This window comes from Massilia sp. 9I (genome assembly GCF_902506415.1).
GTDB lineage: Bacteria > Pseudomonadota > Gammaproteobacteria > Burkholderiales > Burkholderiaceae_D > Telluria.
The window spans coordinates 1,104,161-1,127,390 of sequence record NZ_LR733275.1 but is presented as its reverse complement, the minus strand read 5'-3'; the positions used below and the strand labels follow the sequence as shown (position 1 = coordinate 1,127,390).

The window sequence follows — 23,230 nt, the reverse complement described above, 5'->3', positions numbered from 1 at the left end:
CGGGCCGACAATGAGTATGGTTCAGCCGACAAGGAAACGCCTTGACGGCGCCGGGCGCAGCAATTTGACCTGTTTCACGGCCTGGTTCTGTACCTGCACCACTTCAAACACGCAGCCGCCGATCTTCAGGGCGATCGGGGCCTCGGGGATTTCCTGCAGGGTTTCCAGCAGCAGGCCGTTGACGGTGCGCGGGCCGTCCAGCGGCAGCGCCAGGCCCAGCTGCTTATTGATGTCGCGCAGCGGGGTGCTGCCGTCCAGCAGGCATTCGCCGCATTCGTTCCAGGACGCGCTGCAGGCCGCGGCGCTGTCCGGCTCCGAGGTGGTGAAGCTGCCGATCATCTCCTCGATGATGTCGTCCAGCGTCACCAGGCCCTGCACCTCGCCGTATTCGTCGACGATGATGCCGAGGCGTTCGCGCTCTTCCTGGAAGTGCTGGAGCTGGTCGAGGGCGCGCGTGTCCTCGGGGATGAAATAGGGCGGCACCAGGAGGGCGCGCAGCTGCTCGATCCGGACCGCGTCGTGCGAGCGCAGCAGGGCCAGCGCCTTGCGCACGTGCAGGATGCCGACCACGCGGTTGATTTCGCCCTCGAAGACCGGCAGCTTGTTGTGATAGCAGGCGGCCAGGGCTTCCACGATGGTGTCGATCGGGTCTTCCAGGTCGATCGCCTCGATCTGGCTGCGCGGAGTCATGATGTCGTCGATCTTGACCGATTCCAGGTCGAACAGGTTCAGCAGGATGCTGCGGTGCTTCTGCGGGATGAAGCTGCCGCCTTCCAGCACTACCGAGCGCAGCTCCTCGCGCGACAGGCGCTGGCGCGCCGGATCCACGCTGGTGCGGATGCGCAGCAGCTTGAGCAGGCCGCGCACGAACAGGTTCACGAAGGAGATCACGGGGCGGCCGACCCGCATCAGGCCCTTGAGCGGCAGGCTGGTGGCGACCGCGATCGGTTCCGGGTAGGTGGCGCCGATCACCTTGGGCGAGACTTCGGCGAACACGATCAGCAGGAAGGACACCGCCGCTGCGGCGCCGGTGACGACGCTTTCCTCGGCGCCGAACAGGCGGATCGCGATCACGGTGACCAGGGCCGCGCACATGGCGTTGAGCAGGATGTTCGCGATCAGGACCAAGGAAAGAAAACGGTCGGTACGCTCCAGCAGCCAGAGCGTGGTGATGGCCCCGCGGTTGCCGCGTTCGGCCAGGTGGCGCAGACGGTATTTATTGGCCGCCATCAGCGCCGTTTCCGACATCGCGAAGAAGGCGGAAAACAGGATCAGCAGGGCGAGCGCCAGGACCAGGGCCCAGAGTGGGACGGTATCCAAGGAGTAGGTGGGGTAGCTTGCGGAAGATTGATTCTAGGGCAAGCTGGGGTGGGGTGCAAGGATACCACTGGGGTGTGTTGCTGAACTTGGATCCCGGCCTGCGCCGGGATGACGGTTTCACAGCAAACTGAGAAAACCGTGTAGCTTTATTCCACTAGCCGAAAAACCGTCATTCCCGCGAAGGCGGGAATCCAAGTCCGTAGCGAACCACCAGCGTAACCGGCAGCCGCTACCCGTATAACTTAGCGCAGCGCGAGCCGCTTGGCACCAGCGACGGGAGCCGCTTGCGCCGCCTCCAGCTTGAACACCGACAGCGCCGCCGTCAGCTGGGTGGTCTGGTCGGTCAGCGACTCCGCCGCCGCCGACGCCTCTTCCACCAGCGCCGAGTTCTGCTGGGTCATCTCGTCGATGCTGCCGATCGCGCGGCCGATGTCGTCGATGCCGGCGCTCTGGCGCGCGCCCGCGGCGCTGATTTCGGCCATGATGGTCTGCACCTTGCGCACCGATTCCACGATCTGGCCCATGGTCACGCCGGCTTCGTCGACCAGCGCGCTGCCCGCGTTCACCTTGGACACCGAGTCGCCGATCAGTTCCTTGATTTCCTTGGCCGCCGCCGCCGAGCGCTGCGCCAGGTTGCGCACTTCGCCCGCCACGACCGCGAAGCCGCGGCCTTGCTCGCCGGCGCGCGCCGCTTCCACCGCGGCGTTGAGCGCCAGGATGTTGGTCTGGAAGGCGATGCCGTCGATGACCGAGATGATCTCGACGATCTTGTTGGCCGAGCTGTTGATGTCGCCCATGGTGCTCACCACGCCGCCGACCACCTGGCCGCCGCGGGTCGCGATGTTGGTCGCGGTTTCCACCAGTGCGTTGGCCTGGGTGGCGGCGGTGGCGTTCTCGCGCACGGCGCCGGTCAGTTCTTCCATCGAGCGGGTGGTGCGGTCCAGGCTTGCGGCCTGCGATTCGGTACGGCGTGCCAGGTCGGCGTTGCCGCTCGCGATTTCCGAGCTGGCATTGGCGATGGTGTCGGCCGACTGCTTGATCTCGGCCACCAGGGTCGCCAGGCGACCGCGCATTTCCTTCAGCGCCACCAGCAGGCTGCCGCTGTCGCCGGCTTCCACGCGGATCTCGGTCGACAGGTCGCCGCCGGCCACGGCCTGGGCGATTTCGCGGGCGTATTCCGGTTCGCCGCCCAGCTGCTGCCAGATGGTGCGCACCACGAACCAGGACACGATGGCCAGGCAGGCGATGACGATGAGGGCGGTGACGATCATCGAGATCATGACCTTGTTGACGCTGTTCTTGCTGGCCTCGATGCCGGCAGCGAACTGGCGCTGGGCCGCTTCGTTAACTTTGGCCAGGTCGCCATTCAGGGTGGCGAGGGTCGACTGCATCTTGCCGACCACGGCCTGCGGGTCGCCCTGTTCCATTTCCAGCATGATGCGCGCGGCCGACAGGGCCGGCGCGTAGTACGCGTCGAATTCCTTGCCCAGGCGCGTGCCGACTTCGAGCTGCCCCGGGATCTGCTTGAACTTCTCCAGCTTGGCGCGCAGCTTGTTGGCCTGCTCGCCCATCTGGCCGACTTTTTCCTTGTCGCCTTCGGCAACCGCGCTTTGCAGGCCATCGGTGATGTCCGCAACGTCGAGAATGAGTGCCTTGGAGGCATCGAGCACCGGGTAGTCGACGCTGGCGGTCGTGGTGATCGAATGCAGCGCGCCGTTCGCGATCATCGCGCTGGCGCCGGCGCCAAGGCCGAAAATAATGGCGGAAATAACGGGCAGTGCCCAGATCCTGCGCTTGATGCTCATGATGTCTCCAGAATGCAGAAACCGCCGCGGGCGTGAGGCCGGCGGCGGGTGCTACTTATAGTCGTGCTTACTGTGCGGTGTAGACGACCTTGACGCTGCCGTCCACTGCACCCTTGTCGATGTAGCCGATGGCCTTCGGGTTGGCGGCGACGGCGGCCTTCACGGCGGCGCTGTCGGCGACTTCCTTCGGCATCGTGGCCTTGCCGGTGAATACCAGCTTGGACCACAATGCCTTGGCCTGGGCGGCGTCCTTGTCCGCGACCTTCTTGTAGAACTCGGCGCGGATCGGGCTCGAATCGGCCTGGTCGACCGGGGTCATGCTCGAGGACTTACCGAGGAAGAACTGGGCGACCTGCTCCTTGCTCATCGTGCTTTCAGCGGCGCCCTTGTTGACCACCACGACCACTTCGGCCATGGCAGGGACGGATGCGCCGATGGCGGCGACGGCGAACAGGCTTGCAATCATCTTGTTCATGGCTCGCTCCTTAGAACACGAAGTCGAGGGCGACGGCGCCGACGGTCACGGTGTCGCGGAAGCCCGGCTGGGCGGCCAGGAACAGGCCGGTGCCGTTCTTCGGCTTGACGCGGTCGATCTGCGCCTTCAAGGCCACCGAGCTGGCGAAGTCCCAGCGCACGCCGATGGTGTTGGTCGACTGCTCGCCCTGGCCGACGCCGGAGTTCGGCAGGCGGCTCACGCCGGCGCGCAGGGTTTGCACGGTCGGGGTGCAGGCCGCCGGGTAGCCGGCCGGGCAGGCTGCCGGCACGGTGTTGACGATGGCGCCGTCGATCTTCAGGTTGGCGTGGCTGACGTAAGGCAGGAACTTGCCGATGCGGTAGCCGCCCATCACGTACCAGGCGCTGGTGTCGTTGATGTAAGCCTTGGTCTTGCGCTTGGCGAACTCGGTCTGGACGACAACGTTGTTCCAGTCCATCGACAGGCCGAGCGAGCTGAAGGTGGCGCGCTTTTCCTTGGGTTCGATTTCGTTCGCCAGGGTCACCAGTTGCGGGAACTTGTAACCGGCGCCGGTCGCGCGCAGGCCGCCGACCAGGGTGTTCAGCGAGGTCGAATCGCTGATGGTGATTTCGCCGGTAGCGTGGCCGGCGCGCACGGTGAACGGGCCGTGTTCGGCGCTGATGTTCAGTGCCGCCAGCTTCTTGCCGCGGGCATGGATGTTGCCTGGCAGCGGGGCCTTCACGCTGCCGTAGGCCAGCTGCGAGGTCACGGTGGTGTCACCGAAGCCGTGCTGCCAGGTGATGTCAGCGCCGTCGACGCTGTTGAACGGCACCTGCGAGTAAACCTCGGCCGGCGGACGCAGCATGTTGTTGGCGTAGCCGACGTTGCGGTAGTCGGAAATCATGAACACCGGCAGGCCGATACGGCCGACGCGGACGCTCAGGTTGTCCGACAGCTTGGCCTTGGCGAAGGCCCAGCTCAGTTCGGCGCCATAGCCTTCTTCGGCGTCACGGCGCACCAGGCCCTGGGCGGTGAAGGACAGCCAGCTGTTGACCGGCAGGTCGGCCTGCAGGCCGAGGTTCGAATCGATGCCGGTGCGGAAATCCTTGGACGAACCGCTGGCCTGGTTCGGGCGGGCGAACTCGGCTTTATCGGTGTCGGCATAGGTCAGGGCGCCGGTGCCGAAGCCGCTGATCTTCACGGAAGGGAAGCCTGCGCCATCTTGTGCGTAGGCGGTCGAGATTGCCAGCGGAAGCGCCAGCAGGGTAGCAATGGTACGTTTTTTCATTGTCGTTCTTGTTGCCGTAAAACGGTAATTCGGCTGCTCGGGAAGGTCGGCGCTTAAAGGGCAGCAATCAGGCAGCGCCGTAAAGACTGGAAATCATTCTATCCAGCGAGCAATTTTTTCGGCAACAAAAATGATGACAATTGGTGACAAATTCTGATCGTGTCAGTTCGAATGTTGTGGAATTGAAACAGCGTGTTGTCAGATTTAATTCCACCAATGACAAGTCGAGCCGGCTGCCGGCAGCTGTGCCTGCAGGGCGCCGTGGACGATACCGGCCTTGTGCGCTTCGTCGGCATCGAAGATGCGCGCATTACCGGTCAGGTTGCTGCGGATGTCGGTGGGAGAACCGGCCGCGGTGGTGGCTTCTAGGAAGATCCGGGCATAGCGTTCGGCGTCGAAATCCAGGCAGTCGCGCCACTCGGACACGCGCGAATGGTCGGCCGCCACCAGGCTGCCGAAGCCCCAGTGCAGCGGGTGGATCAGGAAGCGGGTGCCGGGGCAGGCGTAGCGCTTTTGCCCGGCCAGGAAGATCACCACGGCGACCGACTCGACGCTGCCGATGTTGTGCGTGGTGAGCGGCACCGGCAGCGACTTGAGGAAGAAGTAGAGCGCGAAGCCGGCCGTCATGTTGCCGCCTTCGCTGGAGATGTGCAGTTCGATTTCGGTCGCGCCGTTCTGCAGCGCCTGCAAGCAGTTGTTGCGGATGGCGCTGGCGGAATTATGGTTGATCGGTCCGATGAAATGAACGATGTGCAATGCCATGGGCTCTCCCGACGTGGTGGACCCAAGCATAGCAAGAAACAGGGGCCGGCAGCGTCCGGAAGAGCTTCAGCTGCCGCGATAGGTCGAATAGGACCAGGGCGTCAGCACCAGGGGAACGTGGTAGTTCTGCTCGGCGTCGGCAACGCCGAAGGCGATCGTGACGCGGTCGAGGAAGCGCGGGGAGGGCAGGTCCACGCCCTGGGCGGCGAAATAGTCGCCGGCATGGAACACCAGTTCGTACTGGCCGGGGCGCAGCTGCTCGCCTTCCAGCAGCGGGGCGCCGCAGCGGCCGTCCCCATTGGTGAGATCGGTCTTGATCAGGGTACGGCCCGCCGCGTCGACGCCATACAGCTCGAGCTTGACGCCTGCTCCCGGACGGCCATGGGCGGTATCGAGGACGTGGGTGGAAAGTTTGCCCATGCGGCTCCCATATGTGAAGGATGAGTCGGAGTATGCGACGAATCATATACCGTTGTGCTTCCTGCAATATATGATCGGCGATATACCTGCCTTTTCTCCCATGCCATGGACACTTACGACAACTATCCGCGCGACCTCGTCGGCTACGGCCGTAACCCGCCCCATGCCCGCTGGCCCGGCGCGGCCCGGATCGCGCTCCAGTTCGTGCTCAACTACGAGGAGGGTGGCGAGAACAGCGTGTTGCACGGCGACCCGGCCTCGGAAACCTTCCTGTCCGAGATCATCGGCGCCCAGGCCTTCCCGATGCGTCACATGAGCATGGAGTCGCTCTACGAATATGGCTCGCGCGCCGGCCTGTGGCGGGTGCTGCGCCTGTTCGAGGAGCGGCAACTGCCGCTGACGGTGTTCGGCGTCGCGATGGCGCTCAAGCGCCATCCGGAGGCAGTCGCCGCCTTCCGCGAGCTGGGCCACGAGATCGCCTGCCACGGCCTGCGCTGGATCTCCTACCAGAACATGGATGAGGCGACCGAGCGTGCCCATATGCTGGAAGCGGTGCAAATCATGCGCGAGCTGACGGGAGAGGCGCCGCTCGGCTGGTACACGGGGCGCGACTCGCCCAACACGCGCCGCCTGGTCGTCGAGCACGGCGGCTTCGCCTACGACGCCGACCACTACGGCGACGACCTGCCGTTCTGGCAGGAGGTGGCGCTCGGCAGCGGCAACACGGTCCCGCACCTGGTGGTGCCCTACACCCTCGACACCAATGACATGCGCTTCGCGGCGGCGCAGGGCTTCAATTCCGGCACCCAGTTCTTCGACTACCTGAAGGACGCCTTCGACGTGCTCTATGCCGAAGGCGACCCGAACGGCCTGGACCGGCCCAAGATGCTGTCGATCGGCCTGCATTGCCGGCTGGTCGGGCGGCCGGCGCGGCTCGCTTCGCTGGCGCGCTTCCTCGACTATGTGCAGGGCCACGAGGGCGTCTGGATCACGCGCCGCATCGATATCGCGAATCACTGGAAAAGCGTGCATCCTTTCCTAAAATGAAAGGACGGAAGGATTCATAAGATATGCAAATAGATTGATAACTAATATATCAATTCTCTTATAAGTGAAATGCCCCGGGGTGTTAGCCTTCCGCCCTTGCCTGAGAATGAGACCACCATGTCCGAGCCGATCCGATTCTATTACCGTGGCGCCGTGCGGGAAGTGCGCGACGCGCAGCCCACGCAGACCATCCTGCAGCACCTGCGGGAGGATCTGCATTGCACCGGCACCAAGGAAGGCTGCGCCGAGGGCGACTGCGGCGCCTGCACGGTGGTGATCGGCTCGCTGGAAGGGGGCCAGCTGGAACTCAAGGCAGTCAATTCCTGCATCCAGTTCACCCCCACGCTCGACGGCAAGGCCCTGTTCACGGTGGAAGACCTGCAGCAGCAGGACGGCAGCCTGCACCCGGTCCAGCAGGCGCTGGTCGAGTGCCACGGCTCGCAGTGCGGCTTCTGCACGCCGGGCTTCGCGATGTCGCTGTGGGGCATGTACCTGAAACAGGAAAGCCACGGGCTTTCCGGCCGTGCGCCTTCGCGCTGCCAGATCGACGACGCGCTATCGGGCAACCTGTGCCGCTGCACCGGCTACCGCCCGATCATCGACGCCGCGCGCCGCATGGCCGAGCTGCCGGCAGCCGCTTTTGATCGCGCCGCGCTGGCCGAACGCCTGGGGGCGCTGCAGCGCGCGCATGGCTTCACCTACGAAGCGCAAGGCGGACGCTTCCACGTGCCGCGCACGCTGGACGAACTGGTGGCCCTGCGCAGCGAACATCCCGCAGCGCTACTACTGGCCGGCTCGACCGACGTCGGGTTGTGGGTCACGAAGCACATGCGCGAGCTGAAGGAGATCATCTACCTCGGCCAGGTGGAGGCGCTCAAAACCGTGTCGGAAAACGCGGGCATGCTGGAGATCGGCGCCGGCGTCACGCTGAACGAGGCCTATGCCGCCATCTGCCGCCACTACCCGGCTGAACTCACCGAGATGTGGCAGCGCTTCGCCTCGCTCCCGATCCGCAATGCGGGTACGCTGGGCGGCAACGTCGCCAACGGCTCGCCGATCGGCGACTCGATGCCCTGGCTGATCGCACTCGGCACGCAGATCGTGCTGCGCGGCGCGGCGGGCGAGCGCGTGCTGGCGCTGGAAAACTTCTACCTGGGTTACCAGCAGAAGGACCTGCAGCCAGGGGAATTCGTGCAGGCGCTGCGCATCCCGCTGCGCCGTGACGAACTGCGTTTCCGCACCTATAAACTGGCCAAGCGCTTTGACCAGGACATCTCGGCCGTGTGCGCCGCCTTTGCCATCACGCTCGACGGCGATACCGTCACTGACGCCCGCATCGCCTTCGGCGGCATGGCGGCCACGCCCAAGCGGGCGGCCAGCGCGGAAGCCGCCTTGACCGGCCAGGCCTGGAACGAAGCCACGATGCGCGCCGCGTTCGACGCGCTGGCCCGGGATTACGCCCCCTTGAGCGACATGCGCGCATCCAGCAGCTACCGCATGCAGGCCGCGCAAAACCTGCTGCGCCGCTTCTGGCTGGAGACCCGCGTCGACAATCCGCTGCCGGCGGCGGCGCTCAATGCCTTCGCGGCCGGTTGAGGAGATCGAGATGAACGACGCAGGCACCCCCATCCTCGACAGCAGCCAGTGGACCGAAGTCGGCCGCGCGCGGCCGCACGAATCCGCCGTGCTGCACGTGCTCGGCCAGGCCACCTACACCGACGACATTCCGGAGACCGCCGGTACCTTGCACGCGGCGCTCGGCCTGTCCGGGCGCGCCCACGCGCGCATCCTCGGCATCGACCTCGAGCAGGTAGCAGCCAGCCGCGGCGTGGTGGCCGTGCTCACCGCACAGGACATCCCGGGCCTGAATGATTGCGGCCCGATCATCCATGACGACCCGATCCTGGCCGATGGCCTGGTCCAGTACGTCGGCCAGCCGGTGTTCATCGTCGTCGCCGACAGCCACGACAACGCGCGCCGTGCGGCCAAACTGGCGAAGATCGACTATGAAGACCTGCCGGCGATCCTCACGCCCCAGGCAGCGCGCACTGCGCAATCCTACGTGCTGCCGCCGATGCGCCTGGCGCGCGGCGATGCCGAAGCGGCGTTCGCGCAGACCCCTTACCGCGTCAAGGGTGAGCTCTACGTGGGCGGCCAGGAGCAGTTCTACCTCGAGGGCCAGATCGCCTACGCGATTCCGGGCGAAGACCGCGGCATGCACGTCTACTGCTCGACCCAGCACCCGAGCGAGATGCAGCACGTGGTCGCGCACGCGCTCGGCCTGCATTCGCACCATGTGGTGGTCGAGTGCCGCCGCATGGGTGGCGGCTTCGGCGGCAAGGAATCACAGTCGGCCCTGTGGGCGTCTGCCGCGGCGATTGCGGCCGCCCGCCTGCGCCGCCCGGTCAAGCTGCGCGCCGACCGCGACGACGACATGCTGGTCACCGGCAAGCGCCACTGCTTCCACTACGAATACGAAGTCGGCTACGACCGCGAAGGGCGCATCGTCGCCGCCAAAGTTGACATGGTCACGCGCGCCGGGTTCTCGGCCGACCTGTCGGGCCCCGTGGCGACGCGCGCCGTCTGCCACTTCGACAATACCTATTACCTGTCCGACGTCGAGATCCGCGCCGCCTGCGGCAAGACCAACACCCAGTCGAACACCGCCTTCCGCGGCTTCGGCGGCCCGCAGGGCGCGATCGCGATCGAATATGTGATCGACGAGATCGCGCGCAACCTGGGCCGCGACCCGCTCGACATCCGGCGCCTGAATTTCTACGGCAAGGCCGAGCGCAACGTCACGCCCTACGGCCAGGTGGTGGTGGACAACGTGATCCACGAACTGGTGGCCGAGCTGGAGACGAGCAGCGACTACCGCGCACGCCGCGCGGCGATCAACGAATTCAACCGCAGCAGCCCGGTGCTGAAAAAAGGCCTGGCGCTCACGCCCGTGAAGTTCGGCATCGCCTTCAACGTCACCCACCTGAACCAGGCCGGCGCACTGGTGCACGTCTACGTGGACGGTTCGATCCTGGTGAACCATGGCGGCACTGAGATGGGGCAGGGCATCAACACCAAGGTGATGCAGGTGGTCGCGCACGAACTGGGCGTGGACCTGGACCGGGTGCGCGCCACCGCCACCAATACCAGCAAGGTCTCGAACACCTCGGCAACGGCCGCCTCCACCGGCGCGGACCTGAACGGCAAGGCGGCGCAAGACGCTGCGCGCAAGATCCGCGATCGCCTGGCGGCCTTTGTCGCCGCGCAGTTCGGCGGCGATGCATCGGAGGTGCGCTTCGCCGACGACAGCGTGTTCGTCGCGGGACAGGTGCTGCGCTTCGGCGAAGTGGTGGCCAAGGCCTACCTGGCGCGCGTCCAGCTGTGGTCGGACGGTTTCTATGCCACGCCGGGCCTGCACTGGGACCCGAAGACCATGAACGGCAACCCGTTCTCGTATTACGCCTACGGCGCCGCGGTGTCGGAAGTCGTGGTGGACACGCTCACCGGCGAATGGAAGCTGCTGCGCGCCGACGCGCTCTACGACGCCGGCAACTCGCTGAACCCGGCGATCGACATCGGCCAGGTCGAAGGCGCCTTCATCCAGGGCATGGGCTGGCTCACCACGGAAGAACTGTGGTGGAACCCGGCGGGCAAGCTCATGACGCATGCGCCGTCGACCTACAAGATCCCTGGCATCTCCGACTGCCCGGAAGACTTCCGTGTGCGCCTCTTCAAGAACCGCAACGTCGCCGACAGCATCCACCGCTCCAAGGCCGTGGGCGAGCCGCCGCTGCTGCTGCCGTTCTCGGTGTTCTTCGCGATCCGCGATGCGATTTCGTCGGTGGGCGGCCACAAGGTGCATCCGCCGCTGAACGCGCCGGCGACCTGCGAAGAAATCCTGAAGGCGGTGGCTGCCGTCGAATCCGCGGCGAGCGCCTGATGAGCGATTGGTTGCCACAGCAGCTGCAGTCGCCGGCAGTGCTGGTGACGGTCGCGCGCGTCGAGGGCTCGGTCCCACGCGAGCCGGGCGCGCGCATGCTGGTGGACGCGCAGGGTTTTCGCGGCACCATCGGCGGCGGCCACCTGGAGCACCGCGCACTCGAGTTGGCGCGCGCCATGCTGGGGAGAAGCGGCAGCGCCCACCTCGAACGCTTCCCGCTCGGACCGAAGCTGGGCCAGTGCTGCGGCGGCATCGCCTGGCTGGCCTTCGAGTTTGCAGAGGCGGCGCAACTGGCGCTGCTCGACCGGCGCCGCAATGAAGATACCTGGCGCCTGGTGGCGCTCGATGGCGAACCGCAATCCTCCCTGTTCGATGCGGCCGGACGCCTGCTGATTGGCGCGCCCGGCCCCGCATTCGACCGCGGCGCCGGCACCCACGTCTTCCAGGACGAAGCAGGGCGGCGCTGGCTGGCCGACGCGGTGCTGGCGCCGCGCGCCCACCTGATGCTGTTCGGCGCCGGCCACGTCGGCGCCGCCATCGTGCGCGCCCTGGCCGACCTGCCTTGCCGCGTCACCTGGGTGGACGAGCGCGAGGACCTGTTCCCGCCCACCGTGCCGGCCAACGTGACGGTCGAAGCCACCGACACGCCCGAGGCGCTTGTTGAAAACGCACCACAGGGCACCACCTTTCTGGTCATGACCCACAGCCATGCCCTTGACCTGAGCCTGTCGCACGCGATACTGTCCCGCCCCGGCGCCGACGATTGGTTCGGCTTGATCGGCTCAAGCACCAAGCGCCGCCAGTTCGAGCACCGCCTGCGCGAACGCGGCATCATTGATGCGCGCATCGCTACCATGGTTTGCCCGGTCGGCATTCCCGGCATCGAGGGCAAGGCCCCGGCCGTGATTGCGGCCTCCGTGGCGGCCCAGCTGCTTGGCTTCTGGGGAGCGGCAGCCCGCCAACCCGACGTTTCACCGGAATACAACTGATGTCCACCGCACCCCATAACGTGCAAGCCTACCGTGCGAGCTTGCTGCATTTTCACGCCGACCCGGCATTTCATGGCGACGCCCATGCCTGGCATGAAGACGGCCTGCTGGTCGTCGAGGACGGCCGCGTCAAGTCTGCCGGCGACTATGCTGCGCTGATCGGCACGCTCCCTGGCGGCGTGACGCCGCACGACTATCGCGGACAAGTCATCACCCCGGGCTTCATCGACACCCACCTGCATTACCCGCAGACGGACATGATCGCCTCGCCAAGCGAGGGCCTGCTGCCCTGGCTGGAGACCTACACCTTCCCGACCGAACGCCGCTTCGCTGATCCGGCGCATGCGCGCGCGACCGCCGAGTTCTTCCTCGACGAGCTGCTGCGCTGCGGGACCACCACCGCCGTGGTCTACTGCACCGTGCATCCGGAATCGGTCGACGCCTTCTTTGAAGCCAGCGAAGCGCGCAACTTGCGCATGGTGGCCGGCAAGGTGCTGATGGACCGCCACTGCCCGGACTTCCTGCGCGACGTCGAGGGTGGCGTCGGCGACAGCGCCGCGCTCATCGAAAAATGGCACAAGCGCGGCCGCCAGCTGTACGCGATCACCCCGCGCTTCGCCCCAACTTCCACCGACGCCCAGCTGCGCGCCACCGCCGAACTGGCGAAAGCCTTCCCGGACACCTTCATCCAGACCCACGTCTCGGAAAACAAGGACGAGTGCAAGTGGGTGGGCGAGCTGCATCCGCAGGCGCGCAGCTACCTCGACGTCTACGAGCGCTTCGGCCTGATGCGTCCGCGCGCGCTGTTCGGCCACTGCATCTGGCTGGACGACGAGGACTTCGCGCGCATGGCGGCCACGGGCTCCGCGGTGGCGGTGTGCCCGACCTCCAACCTGTTCCTGGGCAGCGGCCTGTTCGACTTCGAAAGGGCCGACTCTGCCTCCGCGCTGCTCTCGCTCGGCACCGACGTCGGCGCCGGCACCTCGTTCTCGATGCTGCAGACCATGAATGAAGCCTACAAGGTGGCGCGCCTGAAAGGCAGCTACCTGCCGGCGGTGCGCATGTTCTACCTGGCCACGCTGGGCGCGGCGCGCGCCATGGACCTGGAGGGCACGATCGGCAGCTTCACTCCGGGTGCGGAAGCCGACTTCATCGTGCTCGATCCAAAGGCGACGCCGCTGCTGGCGCGCCGCACCGCGCAGCTGGATTCACTGGAAGAGCTGCTGTTCGCGCTGGCGCTGCTGGGCGACGACCGCACGATCAGGGCGACCTACTCGGGTGGCGCGCTGGTTCACCGCCGTTCGTAGGGTGGGCGGCTTGTCCGCCCACGCGTTCAACTCCCGCATGCACTGGTTGAACGCGTGGGCGAGGAACTCGCCCACCCTACGTGCCATATTGCAAACGCTAACTCAAGCGTATAGAGTTGCGCGGTCCACCGCACCAGAAAGCCACACCATGTACAAGAAACTGACCGGCAGCGTCCTGCTCGCCCTGGCCGTCGCCGGCGCGCCCGCCCTTGCCAAGGGCCCCGCATCGAAGGCCAACGAAGCCGCCACCGCCCGCCACTACGCCAGCCTGATCGCCGGCGAGCCGAAGCTGTCCGAGCTGACCCTGTTTTTCACCCAGATGCCGAAGGGCGGCGACCTGCACCACCATTATTCCGGTTCGGTCTACGCCGAGCAGTACGTCGACTTCCTCGACAAGCAGGGCTACTGCGTCAACAAGCAGACCTACCAGATCGAAACGAGGAAGGAAGTCGTCGAGGCCGAGCGCGCCAAGCCGACCAAGGAGCGCAACTGCCTGTCCACCGCCGAGGTCTACGCCGACGATTTCACCTACCGCGAGCTGCTGCAGCGCTGGTCGAACAAGGACTTCAACAACCACGGCGCGATCCAGCCGCCGCCGGACCGCCTGTTCTTCCAGACCTTCGGCTTCTTCGGTCCGGTGTCGAACGCGAACTTCCATGAAGGCCTGCTGGAACTCAAAAAACGCGCCATCGCGGAAAACGTCAGCTACATCGAGACCATGTTCAAGATGTCGCCCTTCGTCGTGAACAAGGAATTCGACGCCCAGGCCTGGCAGAACGCCGGAGACGACAAGGCGTTCGACGCCCAGATGGGCGCCTGGCTGGCGATGCTGGACCAGGACGCCGGCTTCAAGAAATCCACCGAGGACTTCGTCAACAAGATCCACGAGTCGGCCGAAGGCATCGATGACGAGCGCTTCACCATGCGCTACCAGACCTATGTGCTGCGTCTCCTGAACCCGTCGCAGGTGTTCTCCTCGATGGTGTCGGGCTTCAAGGCCGCGGCCATGAGCGACAAGATCGTCGGCGTCAATATCGTGGGCCAGGAGAGCACCATGGTGTCGATGCGCGACTACGCACTGCACATGAAGATGTTCCGCTTCCTGAAGTCGCGCTACCCGGAAGTGAAGGTGGCGATGCACGCCGGCGAGCTGGCAATGGGCGACGTGCCGCCGGAAGGCCTCAAGTTCCACATCGACCAGGCCCTGGTCGTCGCCGGCGCCAACCGCATCGGCCACGGCATCGACCTGGCGCACGAGACCAACGCCCCAAGCATCCTGGCGAAGATGCGTAAGGACGACATCCCGGTCGAGATCAACCTGACATCGAACGCCTTCATCAGCGGCATCGAGGGCGCCAACCACCCGGTCACCCTGTACCGGCAATACGGCGTGCCCTACGTGATCTCGACCGACGACGCGGGCGTGACGCGCCACACGCTGTCCAACGAATACGTGCTGTTCGCCAGCCGCTACAAGCCGGACTACGCGGAAATGAAGCGCACCTCATACAACAGCATCCGTTACGCCTTCCTGCCGAGTGCGGAAAAACAACGCCTGACCCGCCAGCTGGACGAGCGTTTCACGGCCTTCGAAGCCCGTATTGCGGAACTGGCCCGCAGCGCCGGGGCTATCAGGCGCTGATCAAAAAATTGGCGCTTGACAGTGCCAATCTCTTCCAAAAGGACAATGTGTGGCCGTCGCGCTACACATTGTCTTCACTTCTTCTTGGCAAAACGGATTTACAAATTAATTCGTTTCACTGTCGAATCACTCCTTTTATAATCGCGCCGCAGCAATTTCCGTAGGTGAATACTGTGTTGCGGGCAACCCACACAGGATCTCGACGGGACTTATACGAAATACGTATAAATTTGTAAGCGAAATGGTATTTGTCACGCTACATGCACTCATGCATAGTCGGCGAATGACTAAATGGAAAGACTTTCCGTCAAGTCGTCGCTGATTCCGTGTGGCTCCGGGCGCGTCATCAACCGGACATATTCAGACCTTACACTGCCATGCCGCTGCAAAAGCCTGGTGCTTTTGGCAAGAATTCATGCAGGTGTTGTACTTGCTGTTGTAGTTTTCATAATGACACTCTAGGGGAGTTTTGAATGCAATCCGCTTTTAACCAACAACCGAAGCTGCGCCTGAGCGCGATCGCCCTGGCATGCCTGGCATGCACCGGCGTCGCCCAAGCCCAGACGGCAACGTCTGACGAAGGCCAGGTTCGCTCGGAAGTTGTTATCACCGGCAAGAAACTGGGTATGGGTCTGATGGTCTTCGAAGAAGCGCCGAAAGCGCGTTCGACCGTCACCGCAGCGGAACTGGAAAAGCAGCGCCCGACCGGCAACGCCTATGAGGCACTGGAACTGCTGCCGGCAGTGAACAGCTACAACCACGATGCAACCGGCCTGTTCGGCGGCGGCCTGACTCTGCGCGGCTTCAACAGCGACCAGATCGGCGCCACCATCAACGGCGTGCCGGTGAACGACTCGGGTTCGTTCTCGGTGTTCCCGCAGGAATACGTTGACCAGGAAAACACCTGCTCGCAGTTCGTGACCCAGGGCTCGACCGACGTCGACTCGCCGCAAGTCGGCGCGACCGGCGGTAACTTCGGCATCAACACCTGTAATCCGGAAAACAACCAGCGCGTCCGCTTCATGCAGACCGCCGGCCAGCTGAACATGTGGAAGACCTTCGTGCGCTACGATACCGGCAAGCTGCCGGATGGCCGTTCGAAGGCATTCGTCTCGGTGTCGCGCGCGATGACCGACAAGTGGAAGGGCAAGGGCAGCGCCAAGCGCGACCACATCGACGCCGGCTTCAACTACGACTGGGATCGCTTCAACTACATCCACGCCACCCTGCTGTGGAACGAAGCCCTGAACAACAGCATCAACAACCTGACCAAGACCGAGCTGAACACCCGTGGTTACTACTACGACACCAGCGACTTCTTCGCCGGCCACCTGACCCCGCGCGCGGGTACCGCCCAGGTCGAACCGACCCAGTCGCCGCTGTACCACGGCCTGTACATCAACCCGTTCAAGAACGCGATCGCTTCGGCTACCGCCAAGTTCCGCCTGAGCGAAAACCTCGACCTGAAGATCCTGCCGTACTTCTGGTATGGCTTCGGTAACGGCGGCCTGCAGCAGCGCGTCCAGCGCGAAAGCGGCTCGTTCCTGAACCCGACGACCAACCGCAACACCGCATCGATCGACCTGAACGGCGACGGCGACACGCTCGACACCATCATCATGGCGAACGCGTCGGTCACCAACACCAAGCGTCCTGGCGTCACCTCGTCGCTGAACTACCAGTGGAACAACCACAACATCCTGGGTGGCTTCTGGTACGAACGCGCCAACCACCGTCAGACCGGCCCGATGGTCGCGGTGACCGACGACGGCCGTCCGGTCGATCCGTACCTGCAAATCTATCAGGTCCACCGCGCCGATGGCTCGCTGTTCCAGAGCCGTGACTGGCACACCATCTCGACCGCGTACCAGTTCTTCATCCAGGACACGATCACGATGATGGACGACAAGCTGACCCTGAACCTGGGCCTGCGTACGCCGAACATCAAGCGTGACTTCACGAACTACGCTAGCGAAGGCAACCAGAACCCGACCTACAAGATCGAGAAGAAGTACGACGATGTGCTGCCGCAGCTGGGCGCACGCTTCCGCATCACCAACGACGACCAGCTGTTCGCGTCGGTGGCGAAGAACATGAAAGCCCCGCCGAACTTCGTGTTCAGCAACGTCGGCACCAACGTGATCCTGACCAACGGCGTGCCGACCCTGCGCGGCGACGTGGCGGAAGAGACCTCGTGGAACACCGACATCGGCTACCGTCACCAGAGCAACAACTTCATCGCGACCGTGACCGCGTTCATGGTGGACTTCAAGAACCGCCAGGCGACCGCGTTTGACCCGATCACCAACACCAGCAGCTACACCAACGCTGGCAACGTGAAGAACCACGGTATCGAAATCGAAGCGGGTAACACCCCGATCAACGGCTGGGCAGCTTACGCGTCCTTCGGTTACACCCGCAGCAAGATCGAAGACAACCTGCGCGTGAGCGCCACCGGTACCCTGCCGACCGCCGGCAAGGAAATGCCGCTGACACCGAAGCTGAAGGCCGGCCTGTCGCTGGAATACTCGCAGGGCACCTTCTTCGCTCGTGTGAAGGCCAAGGCAACCAGCCGTCAGGCAGGCACCCTGGTGAACGACGAATGGGCACCGGGTTATACCACCTACGGCTTCGATGCTGGCTACACCTTCGACAACTACGGTATCTTCAAGCGTCCGAAGCTGCAGTTCAACATCAGCAACATCACCAACAAGCAGTACATCAACCCGTCGTCGCAGAGCATAACCAACACCACGACCTTCCCGGGCGTGACCACCGTCGGCACCCTGCGTTACTACCTGGGCGCACCGCGCTTCGCGTCGGTGACCCTGTCGGTCGACATCTGATCGGCGCTACAATGTCAGCCGCCTCAAACGGCTGACTGCAGCGAGCAGTACAGAACAGGCCCGCAAGGGCCTGTTTTTACATCCACCCTCAAGTATTGACGTTTATATGATGACCGTTCCTCCACGCGCCCGACTCCTTCCCCTGCTGCTTGCCCTTGCGCTCTCGGGATGCGCCACGCAGGGACCGAGCGGTCCCGCCTTTCGCGGCCCGATCGAGATCAACCTGGTTGCCCTGAACGACTTCCACGGCAACCTGGAACCGAGCCGCTACACCCCGACCAATCCCGACGGCGGCAAGGCGCCCGCGATCCGCGCCGGCGGCGTCGAGGCGGTGGCGGCCGCGCTGCAGGCCTGGCGCAAGCAGGACAAGGACCTGCTGTTCGTCTCGGCCGGCGACCTGGTCGGCGCCAGCCCGGCGATGTCCTCGCTGTGGGCGGACGAGCCCACCATCGCGGCGATGAATATGCTGAACCTGCGCGCCTCCGCGGTCGGCAACCACGAATTCGACGCCGGCCGCAAGGAACTGCTGCGCCAGCAGCACGGCGGCTGCGATTCGCCGCGCGCGGACAAGGCCTGCCAGATGAGCAAGGATTACCGTGGCGCGAACTTCACCTACCTGGCCGGCAACGTGGTCGACGCCGCCACCGGCAAGCCCTTTATCCCGGCCTTCAAGATCGAGGAGGTCAAGGGCATCAAGGTCGGCCTGGTCGGCGTGGTGCTGCAGGACACCCGCTCGGTGGTGATGGCCTCCGGTATCGCCGGTCTGGAATTCGGCGACGAGGCCGCGGCCATCAACCGCGCCATCCCCGACATGCGCCGCCAGGGCGCCGACGTGATCGTGGCCCTGGTGCACGAAGGCGGCCGCACCAAGGAAAGCCCGATGACCCCCGGCTGCAGCCAGCTCAATGGCCCGATCGTCGACATCGTCAAGAAGCTCGACCCGAGCATCCGCCTGGTCATCACCGGCCACACCCACGAAGGCTACCTGTGCAAGGTCGACGGCCGCACCGTGACCCAGGCCTCGTCCTATGGCCACCTGCTGACCCGCATCGCCATGAAGGTGCAGAAGGGCGCGGGCGTCGTGGGCGACATCAAGGTCGAGAACGTCCTGATGAAGGCGGGCGACTACCCGGCCGACGAGAAGATGGTCGCCTTCATCGCGCAGGTCAAGGAAAGCAGCCGCGCGGCCCTGAGCCGCCCGATCGCGCGCCTGGCCTCGGCGCCGGTGCTGCGCAAGCAGAACGAGGCCGGCGAAGCGCCGCTCGGGAACATGATCGCCGATGCCATTCTGGCCGCCACCCGCAACATGGGGGTGCAGATCGGCTTCATGAATGAAGGCGGCATCCGCAAGGACCTGGAAGCGGGCCCGGACAACGTGGCGGCCTTCGGCCAGACCCAGGCCGTGCTCCCGTTCGGGAATACCCTGGTGGTGATGGACCTGAACGGCGCCCAGATCCGCCGCGTGCTGGAACAGCAGTGGCGCTCGGAATCGAGCAATGGGGCGATGCTGCAGGTGTCGAACGGTTTCAGCTACACATGGGATGACAAGCGCCCGGCGGGCAGCCGCGTCGGCGCCATCACCCTGAATGGCAAGCCGCTGGAAGAAGGCAAGACCTACCGCATCGTTGCCAACAACTTCCTGGCTGAAGGCGGCGACAACTTCCCGGAATTCGCCAAGGGCAGCAATCGCATCGAGACTGGCCTGCTGGACCTCGACGCCCTGGTCGCCTACCTGCGCAACAACGAAGGGCAGGGCGCCGCGCTGGCGCCGAGTGCCGCCCGTATTAACAAGGCCAAGTAAGGCCCCATGTATCAACCAAGGATGACCATGAAAAAACTCGCCTGTGTGCTGGCGCTGACCAGCGCCTTCGCCTCCTTCGACGCCGCCGCCTGGGGCCGTGACGGCCACCGCGCCGTGGGCGCCATCGCCGACAAGCTGCTCAAGGGCTCGGCTGCCCAGAAGCAGATCCAGGCCTTGCTGCTGCCGGGCGAAACGCTCGAATCGATCGCCAACTGGGCCGATTGCGTGAAGGGCACGTATTGCGGCCCGCAGACCCAGGAAATGGTCGACTACGTCGGCGCCAATCCCAAGCACAGCGAATACCACTACACCGACGTCCCGTTCCAGCTCGAGAAATACCATGACCACGGCGTCGGTACGGCGGACGAGGACATCGTGCAGACCCTGAAGCAGTGCATCGCGGTCCTGCAGGGCAAGACCGATCCTGCGCTGAACCCGCACAAGTTCACCAAGCGCCAGGCCCTGATCCTGCTGACCCACTTCGCGGGCGACATCCACCAGCCGCTGCACGTCGGCGCGGCCTTCGTGAGCAAGGACGGCAAGTTCGTGGTGCCGAAGACCCACGCCGAAGTCGACGAGACCGCGATCTTCGATTCGCGCGGCGGCAACAACCTGCTGCTGGACGACGCCAAGATCACCGCGCTGGCCGATGGCCTGATCGGCCCGGGCGAGCCAGCGCCGGTGCGCGAAGGCGTGCCCAGGGCCCTGACCAAGCCTTTCCACTCCTACTGGGACAGCACCACGGTGGACTACGCCTTCCGCCGCATCAAGACCAAGACCCCGGAGCAGTTCGCGGAAGCCGCGATCGCCGGCAATCCGCAGGTGGCCAAGGCCAAGGGCGACCCGATCACCTGGCCGTACCAGTGGGCCGACGACGCGCTGGTGGCGGCCAAGCTGGCTTACCAGGACGTGGTGCCGGGCAAGCTGAGCCCGCAGACCGGCAAGAAGGGCGAGACCTATTACACCTTCACGCTGGAAGTGCCGCAGAACTATCCGGTGCCGAGCTCGGCGGTCGCCAAGACCCAGCTGATCAAGGGCGGCTACAACCTGGCGGCGCTCCTGCAGGCGATTTTCCCGGACAAGGCTTGATCCGCGTTTAGTCCCCAGGGTGCGGCGCGCGTGTGCGGCGCACCCTGCCCATGGTCTTGGATAGAATCGGGTTCACCCGAACCCACGCCAAGACCATGAACCTTCTTTCCAAGGCCGCCTGCTGCGGCTGCCTGATCCTCTCGAGCGCGGCCAGCGCGCAGTCCAGTCCCGACCAGTCTCTCCCCCTGTGGGAGATCGGCGTCGGCGCCGCCGCCCTGTCCACCCCGTCCTATCCGGCTTCCGACGAGCGCGAATCGCGTCTGCTGCTCTTTCCGAATATCGTCTACCGGGGCGAGATCCTGCGCGCGGACCGTTCGGGGATCAACGCGCGCCTGTTCAGCAGCGACCGGGCCGAACTCGATGTCGGCTTCGCCGGCGCCCTGCCTTCCGATTCCGACGACGTCGACGAACGCGCCGGCATGCCCGACCTGGGCCCGTTGCTGGAATTCGGCCCGCGCCTGAAAGTGCGGCTGGCGGACCTGGGCAACAATCGCCGCCTGCGCGCCGAGTTCCCGCTGCGCGCGGTGATCGAGGCGCGCGGTGGCTTGCATGCGCGCGGCTATACCTTCGAGCCGCGCCTGGCCTACGAGCTGGCGGGCGAGCGCGGGCTGTGGACGCTGGAAACCAACCTGTCGGCGGTCATCGGCGACCGCCGCATCAACCGCCATTTCTACGAGGTGGCGCCGCAGTATGCGACAGCGACGCGGCCAGCCTACGCGGCCGATTCCGGACTCCTGATGACGCGTCTCGGCCTGTTCGGCTCGCGCCGCCTGAACGAAGATGTCAGGCTGTTCGGCTATCTGCGTTTCGAAAGCTATAAAGGGACGGCAAACCGCGACAGTCCTTTGCACGTGAAGGACAGCGGCGTGTCGGGTGGGGTAGGGGTGATGTGGACCTTCAAGCGATCGAGCCGCCGCGCCAGCGGGGCCGCGACGGTCGATCCGGTCGTTCAATAAACGCCGTGCGGGGCCGCACGGCGCTTGAAGCGATTACTTGTGGGTGGAAGTGCCCTTCGCATCCTTTTGCGAGGACTTCTTGTCGTGCTTGGTGTGCTTGTCCTGCTTGACGTCGGTCTTGTCTGCCGGAGTCGCCGGAGTAGCGGCGGTAGCCGGAGTCGCCGGGACTGCTGGCGAAGCCGCGGTAGCCGAAGTGGCGCCGGTGCCGCCCGAGGTATCGCTGGTGATCGGGGTGGCCGGATCCGCTGGAGTTGCCGGGGTAGCCGGGACAGCCGGGGTGGCGGCAGTCGCTGGAGTTGCCGGCGTGGCCGGGGTTGCGGTGGTGGGCGAGGTGGTCTGGGCGAATGCCGAGGTAGCGGACAGAGCGACGATCAGGGTAGCAAGTGCTTTCTTCATGGAATGAATCCTTTCTGGTTCCGGTTCTGGCGACCATTTATTCGTGTCACCTCAGCATCAAACGGCTGCCGGATGAGGCTTGTTGACCGGGCTTACAAAGGCTTACGGTAGTCACATTTGCTAACAAGCTGTGCAAGAGCTGCTGGTTTTGGGCAAAAAAAATGGCCTGCGGAAGCAGGCCATTCTTGTGGGCATCGAGCCTCAGCGTGACTTGACGAAGGGTCGTCCCAGCGCCTTCGGCGCCACCGACTTGGCCATCAGGCCGGCCAGCACGACCACGGTCAGCACGTAAGGGATCATCTGGATCAGCGAGCCCGGGATGCGGCCCACCACCGGCAGGTCCACGCCTTCGATCTGGATCTGCACCGCGCCGAAGAAGCCGAACATCAGGCAGCCCAGCACCGTGTGCAGCGGGCGCCAGTTACCGAAGACCATCGCGGTCAGGGCCAGGTAGCCGGCGCCGGCCGACATGTCGCGCAGGAAGAAGCCGCTCTGGACGATCGACAGGTAGGCGCCGGAGAAGGAGCACAGCACGCCGGCGATCAGCATCGCCGTGTAGCGGGTCTTCTGGACCGACACGCCCGCGGCATCGGCCGCATGCGGGTTCTCGCCGCAGGCGCGCAGGCGCAGGCCGAAGCGGCTGTGGTACAGCACCCAGTGCACCAGCGGGAGCAGCAGGAAGGCGGCGTAGACCAGCGCCGAGTGGCCGCCGATCACGTGACCGTAGAACCAGCCGAGGAAGGGGACGTCGGCGACCGCGGCGGTGCCCGGCAGGACGATATCGGTCAGGCGCGCGTCGCCCAGCTCCGGCGTGCGGCCGCCCTGCTGGAAGAAGTATTGGGCCACCACGAAGGTCAGGCCGCTCATGGCGATGTTGATCGCCATGCCGGCGACCAGCTGGTTGCCCTTCTGGGTGATCGACACGAAGGCCTGCACCATGGCGAGCGCACTTGATGCCAGGATGCCGGCGGCGATGCCGATCCATGGGTCCTGGTAGGTGTAGGCGACGCCCGCGGAGACGAAGGCGGAAGCGAGGATCTTGCCCTCGAGGCCGAGGTCGATCACACCGCTGCGCTCGGCGAACAGGCCGGCCATGGCCGCGAAAATCAGGACCGGCGCATTGCGGATCGTGGAGACGATGATACTGGCGAACTGGAAGTCTTCCATG

General features: G+C 65.0%; 18 protein-coding genes. 10 read left to right on the top strand and 8 right to left on the bottom strand.

Annotated elements, in window-relative coordinates:
- Positions 1–21: 21 nt before the first annotated feature.
- The 6 genes from GV068_RS05035 to uraH all read right to left on the bottom strand — a co-directional run bounded on the left by GV068_RS05035 (position 22) and on the right by uraH (position 6,049).
- On the bottom strand, positions 22–1,320 hold the full coding sequence (locus GV068_RS05035; protein WP_159696290.1) for an HlyC/CorC family transporter: 1,299 nt from the start codon (positions 1,318–1,320) through the stop codon (positions 22–24).
- Positions 1,321–1,562: 242 nt separating this feature from the next.
- Entirely contained in the window at positions 1,563–3,125 is a 1,563-nt protein-coding gene (locus GV068_RS25400; protein ID WP_159696289.1) for a methyl-accepting chemotaxis protein, read from the bottom strand.
- A 67-nt stretch (positions 3,126–3,192) separates the two neighbouring features.
- Positions 3,193–3,600 (bottom strand): hypothetical protein, encoded by a 408-nt coding sequence (locus GV068_RS05025; RefSeq protein ID WP_159696288.1) that lies wholly within the window; start codon positions 3,598–3,600, stop codon positions 3,193–3,195.
- Between the two features lie 10 nt (positions 3,601–3,610).
- Positions 3,611–4,867 carry a hypothetical protein gene (locus GV068_RS05020; protein ID WP_159696287.1) on the bottom strand — a complete coding sequence of 419 codons (1,257 nt, stop codon included), beginning with the start codon at positions 4,865–4,867 and terminating at the stop codon, positions 3,611–3,613.
- A 204-nt stretch (positions 4,868–5,071) separates the two neighbouring features.
- Positions 5,072–5,629: an ATP-dependent Clp protease proteolytic subunit gene (locus GV068_RS05015; protein ID WP_159696286.1), complete on the bottom strand. Its 558-nt coding sequence runs from the start codon at positions 5,627–5,629 to the stop codon at positions 5,072–5,074.
- A gap of 66 nt (positions 5,630–5,695) precedes the next feature.
- Positions 5,696–6,049, bottom strand: coding sequence for a hydroxyisourate hydrolase (gene uraH / locus GV068_RS05010; RefSeq protein WP_159696285.1), 354 nt, complete (start codon positions 6,047–6,049; stop codon positions 5,696–5,698).
- 105 nt (positions 6,050–6,154) lie between these two features.
- Here uraH and puuE point away from each other — a divergent pair, with 105 nt between their 5' ends.
- The 10 genes from puuE (at position 6,155) to GV068_RS04960 (ending at position 21,666) form a co-directional block, all read left to right on the top strand.
- A complete protein-coding gene (gene puuE, locus GV068_RS05005) occupies positions 6,155–7,096 on the top strand; it encodes an allantoinase PuuE (protein ID WP_159696284.1) in 942 nt (313 codons plus the stop codon).
- Positions 7,097–7,213: 117 nt separating this feature from the next.
- A complete protein-coding gene (xdhA, locus tag GV068_RS05000; protein ID WP_159696283.1) occupies positions 7,214–8,692 on the top strand; it encodes a xanthine dehydrogenase small subunit in 1,479 nt (492 codons plus the stop codon).
- 10 nt (positions 8,693–8,702) lie between these two features.
- Positions 8,703–11,036, top strand: coding sequence for a xanthine dehydrogenase molybdopterin binding subunit (xdhB, locus tag GV068_RS04995; protein ID WP_159696282.1), 2,334 nt, complete (start codon positions 8,703–8,705; stop codon positions 11,034–11,036).
- Positions 11,036–12,025 (top strand): xanthine dehydrogenase accessory protein XdhC, encoded by a 990-nt coding sequence (gene xdhC / locus GV068_RS04990; RefSeq protein ID WP_159696281.1) that lies wholly within the window; start codon positions 11,036–11,038, stop codon positions 12,023–12,025. Before xdhB ends, xdhC begins: the two co-directional genes overlap by 1 nt.
- Positions 12,025–13,332: a guanine deaminase gene (gene guaD, locus GV068_RS04985; protein ID WP_159696280.1), complete on the top strand. Its 1,308-nt coding sequence runs from the start codon at positions 12,025–12,027 to the stop codon at positions 13,330–13,332. Before xdhC ends, guaD begins: the two co-directional genes overlap by 1 nt.
- A gap of 148 nt (positions 13,333–13,480) precedes the next feature.
- A complete protein-coding gene (locus GV068_RS04980) occupies positions 13,481–14,974 on the top strand; it encodes an adenosine deaminase (RefSeq protein WP_159696279.1) in 1,494 nt (497 codons plus the stop codon).
- Positions 14,975–15,447: 473 nt separating this feature from the next.
- Positions 15,448–17,820, top strand: a complete 2,373-nt coding sequence (locus GV068_RS04975) for a TonB-dependent receptor (RefSeq protein ID WP_159696278.1) — start codon at positions 15,448–15,450, stop codon at positions 17,818–17,820.
- A 106-nt stretch (positions 17,821–17,926) separates the two neighbouring features.
- The gene (locus GV068_RS04970; RefSeq protein ID WP_229463754.1) at positions 17,927–19,621 is read left to right on the top strand and encodes a bifunctional UDP-sugar hydrolase/5'-nucleotidase; all 1,695 of its coding nucleotides are present in this window, start codon (positions 17,927–17,929) and stop codon (positions 19,619–19,621) included.
- Positions 19,622–19,648: 27 nt separating this feature from the next.
- Positions 19,649–20,710 (top strand): S1/P1 nuclease, encoded by a 1,062-nt coding sequence (locus GV068_RS04965; protein ID WP_159696277.1) that lies wholly within the window; start codon positions 19,649–19,651, stop codon positions 20,708–20,710.
- A gap of 95 nt (positions 20,711–20,805) precedes the next feature.
- Positions 20,806–21,666, top strand: a complete 861-nt coding sequence (locus GV068_RS04960; protein ID WP_159696276.1) for a MipA/OmpV family protein — start codon at positions 20,806–20,808, stop codon at positions 21,664–21,666.
- 33 nt (positions 21,667–21,699) lie between these two features.
- Here the strand turns inward: GV068_RS04960 and GV068_RS04955 are convergent, their stop codons facing one another.
- Together GV068_RS04955 and GV068_RS04950 are read right to left on the bottom strand one after the other, a co-directional pair.
- Entirely contained in the window at positions 21,700–22,062 is a 363-nt protein-coding gene (locus GV068_RS04955) for a hypothetical protein (RefSeq protein WP_159696275.1), read from the bottom strand.
- Positions 22,063–22,263: 201 nt separating this feature from the next.
- A complete protein-coding gene (locus GV068_RS04950; RefSeq protein WP_159696274.1) occupies positions 22,264–23,229 on the bottom strand; it encodes an ABC transporter permease in 966 nt (321 codons plus the stop codon).
- Position 23,230 lies beyond the last annotated feature (1 nt).

Excerpts from the sequence above, each read along its gene's own strand:
- uraH (WP_159696285.1), bottom strand. The coding sequence starts at position 6,049 with ATGGGCAAACTTTCCACCCACGTCCTCGATACCGCCCATGGCCGTCCG.
- puuE (WP_159696284.1), top strand. The coding sequence starts at position 6,155 with ATGGACACTTACGACAACTATCCGCGCGACCTCGTCGGCTACGGCCGT.
- guaD (WP_159696280.1), top strand. The coding sequence starts at position 12,025 with ATGTCCACCGCACCCCATAACGTGCAAGCCTACCGTGCGAGCTTGCTG.
- GV068_RS04970 (WP_229463754.1), top strand. The coding sequence starts at position 17,927 with ATGATGACCGTTCCTCCACGCGCCCGACTCCTTCCCCTGCTGCTTGCC.
- xdhC (WP_159696281.1), top strand. The coding sequence starts at position 11,036 with ATGAGCGATTGGTTGCCACAGCAGCTGCAGTCGCCGGCAGTGCTGGTG.
- GV068_RS04980 (WP_159696279.1), top strand. The coding sequence starts at position 13,481 with ATGTACAAGAAACTGACCGGCAGCGTCCTGCTCGCCCTGGCCGTCGCC.
- GV068_RS05015 (WP_159696286.1), bottom strand. The coding sequence starts at position 5,629 with ATGGCATTGCACATCGTTCATTTCATCGGACCGATCAACCATAATTCC.
- GV068_RS04965 (WP_159696277.1), top strand. The coding sequence starts at position 19,649 with ATGAAAAAACTCGCCTGTGTGCTGGCGCTGACCAGCGCCTTCGCCTCC.
- xdhB (WP_159696282.1), top strand. The coding sequence starts at position 8,703 with ATGAACGACGCAGGCACCCCCATCCTCGACAGCAGCCAGTGGACCGAA.
- GV068_RS04955 (WP_159696275.1), bottom strand. The coding sequence starts at position 22,062 with ATGAAGAAAGCACTTGCTACCCTGATCGTCGCTCTGTCCGCTACCTCG.
- GV068_RS05020 (WP_159696287.1), bottom strand. The coding sequence starts at position 4,867 with ATGAAAAAACGTACCATTGCTACCCTGCTGGCGCTTCCGCTGGCAATC.
- GV068_RS04975 (WP_159696278.1), top strand. The coding sequence starts at position 15,448 with ATGCAATCCGCTTTTAACCAACAACCGAAGCTGCGCCTGAGCGCGATC.
- GV068_RS05025 (WP_159696288.1), bottom strand. The coding sequence starts at position 3,600 with ATGAACAAGATGATTGCAAGCCTGTTCGCCGTCGCCGCCATCGGCGCA.
- xdhA (WP_159696283.1), top strand. The coding sequence starts at position 7,214 with ATGTCCGAGCCGATCCGATTCTATTACCGTGGCGCCGTGCGGGAAGTG.
- GV068_RS04960 (WP_159696276.1), top strand. The coding sequence starts at position 20,806 with ATGAACCTTCTTTCCAAGGCCGCCTGCTGCGGCTGCCTGATCCTCTCG.
- GV068_RS04950 (WP_159696274.1), bottom strand. The coding sequence starts at position 23,229 with ATGGAAGACTTCCAGTTCGCCAGTATCATCGTCTCCACGATCCGCAAT.
- GV068_RS25400 (WP_159696289.1), bottom strand. The coding sequence starts at position 3,125 with ATGAGCATCAAGCGCAGGATCTGGGCACTGCCCGTTATTTCCGCCATT.